Source organism: Microvirga sp. P5_D2 (genome assembly GCF_054049475.1).
In genome coordinates, this window is record NZ_JBFUMH010000166.1 from 1 (window position 1) to 11570 (window position 11570).

At 57.3% G+C, this 11570-nt stretch carries 14 protein-coding genes, 1 tRNA gene and 1 pseudogene; 10 read left to right on the forward strand and 6 right to left on the reverse strand.

The window, feature by feature from the left end; all coding sequences use genetic code 11:
- The 10 genes and pseudogenes from ACXJKO_RS25940 to ACXJKO_RS25985 all read left to right on the forward strand — a co-directional run.
- Positions 1 to 195 (forward strand): annotated as a pseudogene (locus tag ACXJKO_RS25940) (IS110 family transposase); the annotation flags it as partial.
- Between the two features lie 829 nt (positions 196 to 1024).
- Complete coding sequence (locus ACXJKO_RS25945) at positions 1025 to 1171, forward strand: hypothetical protein (RefSeq protein ID WP_457093940.1); 147 nt, start codon at positions 1025 to 1027, stop codon at positions 1169 to 1171.
- Between the two features lie 55 nt (positions 1172 to 1226).
- Positions 1227 to 1311, forward strand: a tRNA-Leu gene (locus ACXJKO_RS25950).
- Positions 1312 to 1400: 89 nt separating this feature from the next.
- A complete protein-coding gene (locus tag ACXJKO_RS25955) occupies positions 1401 to 1661 on the forward strand; it encodes a hypothetical protein (protein ID WP_457093941.1) in 261 nt (86 codons plus the stop codon).
- Between the two features lie 203 nt (positions 1662 to 1864).
- The gene (locus tag ACXJKO_RS25960) at positions 1865 to 3139 is read left to right on the forward strand and encodes a porin (protein ID WP_457093942.1); all 1275 of its coding nucleotides are present in this window, start codon (positions 1865 to 1867) and stop codon (positions 3137 to 3139) included.
- Positions 3140 to 3522: 383 nt separating this feature from the next.
- Positions 3523 to 3939 carry a hypothetical protein gene (locus ACXJKO_RS25965; protein WP_457093943.1) on the forward strand — a complete coding sequence of 139 codons (417 nt, stop codon included), beginning with the start codon at positions 3523 to 3525 and terminating at the stop codon, positions 3937 to 3939.
- A gap of 403 nt (positions 3940 to 4342) precedes the next feature.
- On the forward strand, positions 4343 to 4783 hold the full coding sequence (locus tag ACXJKO_RS25970) for a DUF5681 domain-containing protein (protein ID WP_457093944.1): 441 nt from the start codon (positions 4343 to 4345) through the stop codon (positions 4781 to 4783).
- 11 nt (positions 4784 to 4794) lie between these two features.
- A complete protein-coding gene (locus tag ACXJKO_RS25975; RefSeq protein ID WP_457093945.1) occupies positions 4795 to 5055 on the forward strand; it encodes a hypothetical protein in 261 nt (86 codons plus the stop codon).
- On the forward strand, positions 5052 to 5333 hold the full coding sequence (locus tag ACXJKO_RS25980) for a hypothetical protein (RefSeq protein WP_457093946.1): 282 nt from the start codon (positions 5052 to 5054) through the stop codon (positions 5331 to 5333). The genes ACXJKO_RS25975 and ACXJKO_RS25980 overlap by 4 nt, the downstream gene beginning before the upstream one ends.
- Entirely contained in the window at positions 5330 to 5545 is a 216-nt protein-coding gene (locus tag ACXJKO_RS25985) for a hypothetical protein (protein WP_457093947.1), read from the forward strand. The genes ACXJKO_RS25980 and ACXJKO_RS25985 overlap by 4 nt, the downstream gene beginning before the upstream one ends.
- 36 nt (positions 5546 to 5581) lie before the next feature.
- Here the strand turns inward: ACXJKO_RS25985 and ACXJKO_RS25990 are convergent, their stop codons facing one another.
- The 6 genes from ACXJKO_RS25990 to ACXJKO_RS26015 form a co-directional block, all read right to left on the reverse strand.
- Entirely contained in the window at positions 5582 to 5773 is a 192-nt protein-coding gene (locus ACXJKO_RS25990) for a hypothetical protein (protein WP_457093948.1), read from the reverse strand.
- 732 nt (positions 5774 to 6505) lie between these two features.
- Entirely contained in the window at positions 6506 to 6730 is a 225-nt protein-coding gene (locus tag ACXJKO_RS25995; protein WP_457093949.1) for a hypothetical protein, read from the reverse strand.
- A 918-nt stretch (positions 6731 to 7648) separates the two neighbouring features.
- Positions 7649 to 7834 (reverse strand): hypothetical protein, encoded by a 186-nt coding sequence (locus ACXJKO_RS26000; RefSeq protein ID WP_457093950.1) that lies wholly within the window; start codon positions 7832 to 7834, stop codon positions 7649 to 7651.
- Positions 7835 to 8093: 259 nt separating this feature from the next.
- Entirely contained in the window at positions 8094 to 8936 is an 843-nt protein-coding gene (locus ACXJKO_RS26005; protein ID WP_457093951.1) for a class I SAM-dependent methyltransferase, read from the reverse strand.
- Between the two features lie 253 nt (positions 8937 to 9189).
- A complete protein-coding gene (locus ACXJKO_RS26010; RefSeq protein ID WP_457093952.1) occupies positions 9190 to 9504 on the reverse strand; it encodes an integration host factor subunit alpha in 315 nt (104 codons plus the stop codon).
- 651 nt (positions 9505 to 10155) lie between these two features.
- On the reverse strand, positions 10156 to 11376 hold the full coding sequence (locus ACXJKO_RS26015) for a M10 family metallopeptidase C-terminal domain-containing protein (protein ID WP_457093953.1): 1221 nt from the start codon (positions 11374 to 11376) through the stop codon (positions 10156 to 10158).
- Between the last annotated feature and the right edge of the window lie 194 nt (positions 11377 to 11570).

An 11570-nucleotide genomic window follows, 5' to 3' on the forward strand; every position in this document is an offset into this window, starting at 1 on the left:
CATCTGCGTCAGGCGCTGTACATGCCGGCGCTGGTAGCGGCCCGCTTCAACCCGGATTTGAAAGCCAAGTACCAGGCCCTGCTCGCGGCGGGAAAGCCGGCGAAAGTCGCCCTGACGGCGATCATGCGCAAACTCATCATCTTGGCCAATGCGCTCTTGCGAGATCAGCGAAATTGGTCCCCAAAACCCGCTTGATCAATACGGATACTCTAGCGTTCGGTTTGGGAGGCTGTGACCAAGTATCTGACGCACTAGGCGTCTATAAGTATCGCGCTGAGGTCGGATACTACGAGAACGACAAGGAAGTATGGTTCGTTGGGCAGGATAAGAGCCGCGATGCCTGCGTCTCGGAGGCAACCGCTCGCTACAACAGCATCAACGCGGCTTCTCCCAAACGGGCTTTCTCTTGGGCTTGCCGTAAGATGCAGGGCGAGAGATTTCTCGACCGAGTGCGATAGCCAACATCGGCCGCGCCTCGGCTCCCTCGTTTCTGGCGTGTAACCGCTGTAACTGCCGTAACATCAACAAAATCAATGACTTGCCGGTTACAAGACTTTGTAATCCTTGTAACCGAAATTGTCAGGCGCTTCCAAATCTAGCCGTCTCGACTTGTAGGAGAGAATTGCTAAGCTTGTCCTGCTCATGGGAGGGGCTGATGAGAAAGTTTATGCTTGGTGTGATTTGCGGATGTCTGATAGCTGGCATCGGTACCGCAATTGCGCAGGTCTACACCAAAGTCGATACAAACGGCGTACTGAAGGGTTACACGGTCCAGAAGAACGGCAAGACGGTCTGCAAGGATCCCGATGTCTGGAATGACTTCCGGGGCCAAGGTAGCTTCATTGTGTGCCCATAAAATTCCCGTTTCACCACACCCGCCTGTCGCTGACGCTGGCGGGTATGAGGTTACGCACAAAGACCAATGATTGCCGGATCAGGAGAGATACGTGCAGCTTTTCGGAGCCTTTGAACTGGACATCAACCCGGCACGCCAGACAAGCCGGCATCTGTCAGAGCGGCGCTCTTGCGCTATGCAAGGGGCGAGGATGGGCGCCTGTTCATCACACCGGAATGCTCGTCCTATGAAGAGATCGAGGTGCAGATCAATTCCCTTCAGGACGAGTTGGACGAGATCCGCGAGAGAGCCCGACGCGCCTTCCAAGTCGCATGAAGCCCTGACCTCTTTGCGATTGCTCCCAGCGCAGGCAACTCTACAGAGAGACTATGCGGACGTGGCGAAACTGGTAGACGCAAGGGACTTAAAATCCCTCGGGCTTGCTCGTGCGGGTTCGATCCCCGCCGTCCGCACCAGTTGTTCGAGAAGTGCAAATAGGCGAGTTAATCGCGTTCCTACGCTTGTACACCTACAGAGCGCAGTCGCTTTAAGGAAGGGTGCGTGGATGAGCGAGAAAACAGATTGGCGGTGGGTGGCACAGAACCCAGAGGAAGCGGCACATCTAATTGACCAACTAAACCGCCGCTATGAAGCTATGGAAGAAAACTTCAACTCGATCTCGGATGAGTCTTGGAGGCTTAAGCAACTATGGATGCAAGTTGAAGCATTAGCCTTTGAGCTATGCCAGATCGATGACAGCGAGAATCTCCACAAACTGCACGACCTGATAACGAGCGTTCACCGAGAGCCCACCAAGTTGGTCTAACTCTGCGTGAAGTATGCCTGACGAACTCCGATCCCCGATCAAGCATCATCTCGACCTGCCACGCAGGTGGGTTGTTGAGAGAACGTTTGGCAAGAGGTGTGCCGCAAAAGGTGAATGAGACCAAAAGCAACGACCGTTCCGCAATTTGCGCTAAATTGAACTTCAACATTTGCAATGAAGGAATTGAATCTGGAGGGCAGTTGATGAGGCTTATGAAAAGCCTTCTGCTCGGATCGGCTGCGGGTCTCGCCACCTTTGTTAGCGGTCAGGCTGCAAATCTTCCTGTCTCGAAGGCGGCGCCTGTGGACTATGTTCGCGTCTGCTCCGCCTACGGGGGAGGCTTCTTCTACATTCCCGGCACGGAAACCTGCCTGCGCATCGGCGGCCGCGTCCGCGCTGAATACCTGTATGGCCAGCCTTTCGACCGTCGGAATGACCTCATCGGCTTCCGCGCCCGTGGCCGCATCCAAGCCGATGCCCGCACGGCCTCCGCTTACGGCCTGCTGCGCTCGTTCGTCCGCTTCGAGATTACCCGCTCGTCCGGCACGCCGTACGGCCAGCAGGGCATGATCGACACGTACGCGGATCCTGCTGAGGTGTTCGTGCAATTCGGTGGACTGACTGCCGGTCGCGCGGTGACGTTCTTCTACAATCTCAACCTGCCCACCAACCATATGGGCACGCTGCGCTTCGACGACGCTCCCGATGTGGATGTCCTCGCGTACACCTTCGAATTCAGCAATGGCTTCTCGGCCGCCCTGTCGTTGGAAAACAGCTCCGACCGCCGCTCCAGCGGTGTTGTCCCGACCGCTTTTGCTTATGCAGGCCTGCGCGTTCCAGATGTGGTCGGCCATGTCAAGTACACCGGCACCTGGGGCTCGGCTCAACTCTCCGGCGCGCTGCACCAGATCCGCTCGAACAATCTTGTGTTCCCGTTGGGTGGAACCTTCCCAGTTTATCCGAACACCGAGTACGGCTTCGCCGTCTCTGCTCAGGTGGGTGCGGACCTGCCGATGCTCGCTGCTAACGACGCCGCCTGGGTGGCTGCCACCTACGCCGACGGCGCACTTAGCTACATCACGGGCTACCCCGCCAACTCCTTCAATACGGGTGTTCTTAGCCTTCTCTTGGCCGATGCCGTGGTTAATCCGGTCACGGGTGACCTGAGCAAGGGCCGCGGCTGGTCCATCGCCGGTGGCCTGCACCACTACTGGACCCCGCAGGTCCGTCAGGCTCTGGTTGGGTCGTATGCCCGCTTCGACTACTCGGCTGGCACAGCGACGGCTCGCCTTGTCGATTTCAAAGAGTGGCGTCTCGGCACCAACCTAGTCTGGCAGCCGGTCAACGAGCTCAATCTCGGCGCGGAAGTCATGTACGTCCGCCTTGACCCGCGCGGCCGCCTCATTGTCCCGACGGGAGAGTCGATCAGTTCCGACAGCGCCTGGGAAGGACGCCTGCAACTTCAGCGTGACTTCTGACCGACTCAAGTGAGCAGCCCAGAAAGCCCTGTGCAATGGTGTGGGCACCGAGGCGTGACAGCGCCTTCTCCAGCCCTACCTTGTTATTTGTTGGACAGTCCGTTCTTCCAACCATTCTGCAGGCGTAAGCGCGACTACATAGCGCCCAAATTCTCGACAGAGGTGATGCGGCGGAAGCCTTGGCGGCCGACAAGTGGAGGCTAGGGGATCAAGACCTATAGGGCCGTTAACGGACTGCTAACCATAAGGGCGCAGCCTTCCCGTGCTGGAGGGGCGATCAACCGCGAATGGAAAGGTTGAGCCCATGGATAACGGACTTCTTGCTGTTCACGATGACTTGGACGAGGGGCCCCCCTGGAATGAAAAAGCGGAGAGCGCCTGATATGCCGTGGACACGCGAGGATGTCGCGTTTTTGCGCGCAAACTACAAAACCAAAACCGCTGCTGAAATCGCCGCCGCTCTCAACAAAACCGAAGGCGCGGTGCACGGACAGAAGAGTAAGCTTCGTTTTACACAAGGGCGCGGGCCGGGCGAGCGTGTTAGTTTCACCGTCTCATGCCTTTCTTGCGAGCAAGAATACTCGCCGTTGCTTAGTCATTGGATGCGCTGCCCGAGTCGCGGTTGGTGCCTAAGCTGCACGGCGGAAAAAGAGCGGATGCGATACCGCGCCACGAGCGCCGAAGTGCAAGAGCTCGTCGAGCACTATCGCCCGACCATCCTAGAGAACATGCAGGCTGCTCATGATTGCCTTGGGCTCATGCACGGGCTGGGGCAATGCCATTTCCAACCACTTCGATAATACCTTCGGGAGCATGTTCGACCATGCCATGCAGGGTTGGGACTCGTATGAATTTAGCTCACACGGCTTTGGCGCGGGCTTCAACGAACGCGGCGAACGCTCGCACACAGGCCGGAATGACAGCGGCACTGCAATCTTTGGGGACGGCTCCTATTTGGAGATGGCGGGATACAACGATAACAGCCCGAGGGGCATCATCTAATGACGAATGGCACGAAGATACCCGGAAGTATGAAAACGCCACCACGGGCCGCCGCATCGCATTTGGCGGGGGATCTTGATGAGCAGGTAAGGCTCGCAGTGGAGGGTGAAACCAAATCTGGTTTGTCCTCCCTCGACCCGGAGACCGTATATTGTACGCGATGGATCATGATAATGGAGGACGCCTATGGAGGCTGAGACCATGACAAAGGCTCCGCGTAAAAGCGCGAAAAATACGCGAGGGAAGCCTTTCCAGCCGGGTAACGCCGGGAAGCCGAAGGGAACCCGCAACAAGACCACGCTGGCCCTGGAGGCCCTCTTAGACGGGGAGGCAGAGGCTATCACGCGCAAGGCTGTCGAGATGGCTCTGACAGGCGACGGCGCTGCCATGCGTCTGGTGCTGGAACGGCTCCTGCCCCCTCGGAAGGAAAGGCCTGTGATGTTCACCATGCCGAAGCTGGAGAAGGTTGAAGATGCCGTGAAGGCAACGGCTGCACTGGCTGAAGCGGTGGCCAACGGGGAAATCACTCCCGGAGAGGCCGGCGAACTGTCGAAGCTGGTCGAAGGGTTCACGAAGGCAGTTGAGCTTCACGAGATCCAGCAGCGTCTCGACAAGCTGGAAGCAGCGCAGGTGGCAAAATGAGCAGGACATCAATGAAGCGCTTGGAGAGGCTGGAAGCTGCCACGGATCCGAAGGTTCTCGGGTACTGGCACGCCATCTACGCCCGTGACGGCGAGGACTGTGAGGCGCAGCGAACCGGGTTGATTGCTGCCGGTCGCATCAAGGCCGAGGACTTCTGCATGGAGATGCGGGTGGCTGAAACGGATGCGGCTCAGATGCCTGAAACGTTTCCCGCAACGAAGACCCATGAGGAATGGGTGGGCATCCTTGCACAAGAGGAGCACGGCCAGTGAGCCGAACAACTCTCAACCGCTTGGCAAAACTGGAGGCCTTTGTCTCCCATCGTGGTGGCTTGGTGCATGTCATTCCGGCTCACTCTGATGAGGAGTTCCGGGAGAGGCAGGCGGCTTTCATTGACAGGGCTAGCGCGAATGCCTCGGACACCTTCATGCGTGTTCATGGGCACGGCGTGGATGAGCCCTTCGCCACAGGCAAGACAATGACGGATCTGCTGGCCCATATCGCCATGATCGGGCGCCGGGTCCATGACCATGGAAGGAATGCGCAATGAACCGCAGCATCATCAAGCGGCTTGAGGTCCTGGAGGAAATGGCTCCGAAGGATACGGGCAAGTGGCACACCATTATGGTGGCCAGTGATGAGGCGGAAGAGCAGGAGAGTGCCGCCCTGAAGGCGTCCCCGAAGTGGACCGAAGGCGACAACCTGTTCGTCATCCGCCTCGTGGCTGCTCACCGGGGCGATGAAGAGGTCGCTTCGCCGTGAATAAAGCGAAATTAACCCGCCTTCGTAGGCTTGCGGCTAGTTTGTCTTGAAACTCGCTGGCGTGACGAGCGAGCGGAAGGGTGGCTCATCCTGCGGCGTGGACACAGCGACGGCGGGGGAGCCAAACTTCGTGAGAATGGGTGATGCGATGATGCCCGCGACGAGGGCGAATGCTGCAATGGTGAGCCCTACCCGTCCATAGGCAGCCAGCAGATCCTTACGTGTCATGCGAAGCTCTTGGGTTGTTGAGGCTGTCAGGAGCCTAGCTGTTCCCAAGGGATTAGCAAGAGCCCGGCTCCGGATGGAGTTGCCCGTAACCCGCCGTAAGGTTCTCCCCCCATTACTACGGGTTTTAGAAACGAGTGCGCGTGGCTTTGAATCGCTTGCTCAGAGTGCGAGGGAAGGCGCCCGGGACATCCTAGACATCTGATTCAAACATCAACGGACTCGTTGCGAAGCCTAGGATAAACATTTCAGGTAGACCACCTCACCCGTTCTCTTGTGGCGACTGAAGGGCGGGTGCGATTGGACTGCCGCGGAGAACCTCCGGCCGCTGCTCACTGGTAGTCATGATAGGCACCGCGAGACCCTGAAGCAGAGGCATTGCGACGATGCCAGCAATGAGTGCAAGCACCACAATAATGAGTTCAACCCGCCCGTAGGCCGCCCTTTTGGTATGAAAAGYGAGGGTGCTTCCCGGGGGGTGGGGACGATCGATGCCCAATTGACCTTGGGCTGAGCGGCGTTCTCGTTCACTGCGACTAGCTGCCTGAGCCTCAGGTGAGCCAAAGGCAATGGCCCGTCTGAGAATGCCCTGTGTGTACAGGCGGAAATCACGATCCTCATGCGTCAGTCTCCCTATGAGGTTTTCGTGAATGTACGCTCCTGACCCGATTCAATCTCTTGCCCGAAGGGGGTAGCTCCGACGCTCCAAGGGGTGCAGTTCCCAGGCTGTTGCTCTTAGGCGACCTGGAACGCTCTGCGGGCTCGTTCCCGGATTTCGTCCAGTTCGTCTTGCAGGGCGTTAATCTGGCCTTCCAATTCCTCAAGGGACAAGCATTTAGCGGTGACGAACACCCGCCCACTTGGGTCGAATGTTGCCTTCTGTAGAGCAATCCTGGCACAGGCGGGGTCGTCTGATGTGCCAAGACTGATGTCCAACTCAAAGGCGCCGAAGATGTGCATGGACGGGTCTCCTATCGTCGGAGGTAGGATTATAGGGCGCAACTGCATCCATGCTGAGGGCTGAGAGGGGATTTCTAGCGTCGGGGAACCGGTGCCCGTGTGAGCGATTCCTGTAAGACAGCTTTCATGGAGCGCGAAATGGTTGGTAGTCCAGATCCACGGGATCCGAAGCCAGACGATCCTATATTGCCGGGCTCAACTCCCTTACCTGAGCTTCCAGAGCTTGATCCCGTTCCGGAAGACGGCACCCCATCTGACCACGGGGATCCTGAGCCCGATGACGTGCCCTACGTGCCGCCTCCAGGAACTCAGTAAGAGGGATTGCTTGCTATGTCTGACATCCCGTATCCAGATACACCGCAGCCGGACATTCCTGTTCTTCCGGAGCCTGACATCCCGACGCCAGTCCCGGAGGTGGAGCCTGACCTGCCGCCTGAGCCCTCCGAACCGCCAGGAGATGACGTTCCCAAGGTCGGCTAGCGTCATCTCATCCCCGCCCGCGTCAGCGGATGGCGGGGTGTGGTGGAGCGGACCGAAACAGTCAGGACAGAACCTAAGGATCAGCATCCGGAGCAGATCCCCCGTGTGATGTTTTTCGTCTTCTGATCCCAGACGCGTTGCCTTGCCTCGTCCCTTTCGCGGGCTGCTTTAACGAGAGCATCCGTTTCCTCGGCTGTGTCGACCTTAGATGTCGATGCAGTCGGTGTCTGCCGCGGGGGCTTTCTCTCCTCTTTGGCGTGAGTTACCTGAGGCACAGCCAACAAGCCAAGGGTGATGGCAATTGTCAAAGCGCGCATGAATGAACACCTCGTGGAGCTCAGATGCTGCCCCATTCACCAGATAGGGCGAGAACTATAAATAACCCGCTAGGGACACCATCCCCGTCAGTGCCGGCCAGATGTAATGAAGCTGGGTGAATTAATTCGTCCGGTACTTCTCGCTTGAACGAAGGTCGAGTATCTCGCTGTTGAGACGATCCCGGTCGATTTCGTCCATATCCTCGATGGCGCCAGCTGTTGCTCGGGTAATTGCCTCCATCTCGTCCCTAACGAGCTCATAGGGAGGTTTCAGGCCACGGATAGAATACTCAGCTTCGATGTCCATTCTTCGAGGCTCATTGGCCGCATCACGCATTCCATGGGCCGCATTCAGGCACTGGCAAAGGAACTGGAGGAAAGCCTTGGCATCTCACTGCCGGAGTTCACGCCGCATCCGCGCCCGGATCTGACTCGGCCTGACGTCTCCGCTTAATCTCTTCCTCCGGTGGATCGCTGCTGGCTTGAACGTCAAAAGGATCAGGACCGCGCGGGATGGCATGTGGAGCGCTGTACAGGTACAACGCGTGACGAGACGGTCTTAGAGGCTAAGAACTTGCTTTTGGATTTGGTTTTTCGAAAATAAGGATGTTGCCGAACGCAGGACCAGGATGTCGAACGCTTGTAAACCACCAGTAATTCCATGCGTATACAAGCCGCTGCACCGAACGCCATGGAATGACTACATGAATCTCCGTGAATTGCCCTGCCTCCCGGGCAATCAACGTTGCGCCGAGATGGTTGAGGTGCTGCGTAAGCCATTTCATATTCGTCTGCCGTATAAACAGACCACCGCCCGTTCTGCTCTCCCACTCCTCCCTCCCTCGTTGGCTCCAGTGGCTCTGTCTACTCGGCAGCCTGAGTAAGCGCCTTACCAGTGGACCACTCCACTTGTAGATTTGGGCATGAATGGAGTGCAGGTTGTTTTCGCTCATCGCCAACCTGCCGCCAGGACGAAGGACTCGGAGCAGTTCGGCAAGCGCATGTTCGGGTTCGGGAATATGCATTAGCACCCCCCAGCAGTTGACGAAGTCAAAGCTGTTGTCGGGGTATGGAAGTGCGAGCAGGTCTGCGCGCAGGAGTTCGATGCGGTCGCTCAGTCCTTCTTGGTCAATTCGCTTTCGCGCTTCGTCAAGAGTTACCTCGGAAATGTCTACGCCAGTAACTTGCAATCCAAGACGAGCGAGACGAACGGCGTGGAAACCATAACCGCAACCAGCGTCAAGTATAGTTGTTGCGGGACGTGCTTCGAGTAGTTCAACAACCCTACGGAATGCCGTGTCATAGAATAAGTCTAGATCTCGGTTGAGATGCCGTCTTGCCCATTCTTCATGAATTATCTTTTCTGCAAGAGACTTCTGCGTCAACCTTGCCCTTTCTTCGGGGCTCATTACCTTACTCTCCGCTTTCGATCGGGCCTCATGACTATGTGCTCGATCTCAGCTTCGACATGCGGAGGGATTGGCACCTGATCACCCATGTCTAATACTGTCTTGAACGGGTCTATTTCTGTACATCAATGACGGAGTAAGCCGCTTATAATGCTCGGCTATTGCGGAGTGTGTAGTTGGCGCATGTCGATTGTGTTGTGGGAGATGACTACAACACTCTCATAGAGCCCCAACGCCAGAACCTCGTTCGGCTCTACCGCGGGCGGGGTTTCTTTGTGCCGCCGTTGACATGCTCCTCAAGCACAGGTGAGGGACGAAACGTGATGGATTTGCGCGGCGCAATCGGGGCCTCTGCACCAGTCTTTGGGTTCCGGCCGATCCGAGCCATTTTGTCCCGGACCGTGAAGACACCAAAGCCCGAGAGCTTCACCATCTCGCTGGTGGCGAGAGTGCTGCAGATCCCCTCGATCACCTGTTCAACCAGATCCGCTGCCTTGGCACGGGTGAGACCAGCGCACTTGTACACAGCCTCGTTCAGATCAACTCTGGTGATGGTCTTGCCAGTCATCAACGCGCCCCAGCAAAGAGAAGCGCCCCGCGTGATGCAAAGGCGCTTGAGTTCCAGAGGAGGAAGACGAAGCCCCAGCCCTCCACTCGTAGACCAGATCATAATGGCTGACTTCCTTTGCTCTGGCTGTTTCCGAAAAGACACAGGCGCACGCCCCTCATTGACAGAGGCGTCCTCATCGAACGAGAAGCAATTGCCGGCTAGCCAAGTCGCCCCATAAGAGGGCCTATCGCGAGTGCATGTGAAGGCCGATGAAAACTGCATCAGAATACAGACAGCACGCCCACGAGTGCAGGGTGCTTGCCAAGCAGGTGCCTGAGGGAGGGCAGCGCAACCAGCTTCTCGAGATGGCCAAGACTTGGGACAATCTGGCCAAGGAGCGGGAAAGGCTCGTCCGTAACCACCCCGAACTCGACACGTCAAAAAGTACGACCGTTAAGCCTTCAATGGCCAGCTATAAGGCGGGTCAGTAGCGCAAGAACCACATCACCCAGATCCTGATATCTGAAGGCCTCGCCCTCCCCTGGAAGGATGGCCGGTGTTGCTCTTGCGGCGCGAGCAAGCCATAGGATTTCTTCGTGTCAAACATCAATCATGCGAAGAGCGACCTTGGTCGACAGACCAAGGTCGCGTTTTCTGGAAAGCGTTGTGTTAGATCACAATGAAATTAGCGGCGGTCAGAAGCGCCTTGTTGTCGATCTCGGCGAACTTCACCGCAGCAGCCGAACCCGAACCGTCCTTGTCGTAATACAAGGCCCCCGTACTCTCGGTGTAAACGATGTAGTCGTTGCTATCCAAAGCCTTGTCGCCAACCCGGAAGTTCGACGAGCGCAGGCTTCCTTCAGAGAGATTGCTGAAGATCATATCGCTGAGCCGAATGGTGTCACCATCGACGTTGAAGTCCATAATCGTGTCGACGTTGGTGGTGGCGTTTAGGGCCGTGTCGAAGGTGAAGGCATCATTGCCGGAGCCCCCGATGAGGATGTCGTTGCCTGCCCTACTGTAGAGGCGGTCGCCTCCGGCCAGACCATCGATGACATTAGCGCCAAATGTGCCGCTAAGCGTATTGCCGGAAGAGGTGCCGTACTTGGTCGGCGTAGAGCTAGGATTGTCCGCGAGAGTGTCGATAGCATCGCGCATTTCAGGGGCACGGAGCATACCACCTGACGTATGGCCTACACCGTCGGCGATTACGAGTTCCCAGTTGAACTCCCAGCCTTTGGATGCGGCCAGCTGCTTGGCCTTACTGAAGGTGTTCAAGCCGCGCTCCAGACGGTCATCGCCTTGGCGCATTGCCGACGAACCTGTCGAAAGGTCGGCCGCGTTGGGATCGTTGTCCTCGGACCCGAGGTAGATCGTCACTGGATCGGCGAGGTAGTCCTTGAGCATCGCCTCTCCTTGAGCGGCCGAAAACCCACCAAAGCCATAGGCCGCCTTTTCGGTCATGCTTGCTAGAACATGTGTCGAAGGATTGGCAACAATGATGTTGTCAAAGAGGCTGTCGTCCGGAGCATACGCTGCCACGCGACTTACCCACTGACCGCCACCCGAGTGTCCAAACAGGACGACTGGATCATTGGCATCAAGTCCAGCTTGAGCAGTGCCCCACTCCACAAATTTCGTTTCGAGGAAAACAGTCCAACTATCAGGAGAGCTGCTGCTGGTAACACCGCCCATTTGATAGTCCGCACTGGCCAAATGGTCGAGCCGCGGAGAGATAACCGCATACCCCTTTTCATTTGCAATCTGAATGGCCTGATCCCGTGTGGGTTCGCCAGTGCCGCTAGTGCCGTGATGTACAACCAGAAGCCCTTTGCTCTCACCAGCGGGGCGATACGTATAATACCCATCCAGAGAATTGCTGACTCGCATTTGCGATGACGAGCGTGGGGTGATTCACTGATCACCGGGGACGCTGTTGATGGAGGTCAGCATGGCCGGGCTCCCGATCCGTCAGGACGACTCGCCATCAGATCTGCGCTCGCGAGCCGCTCGCGAGAAGGATTGTCGGGCCGCCCTGCGGCTCCTGGCGATCGCCAACGCCCTGGACGGCATGACCCGGGCCG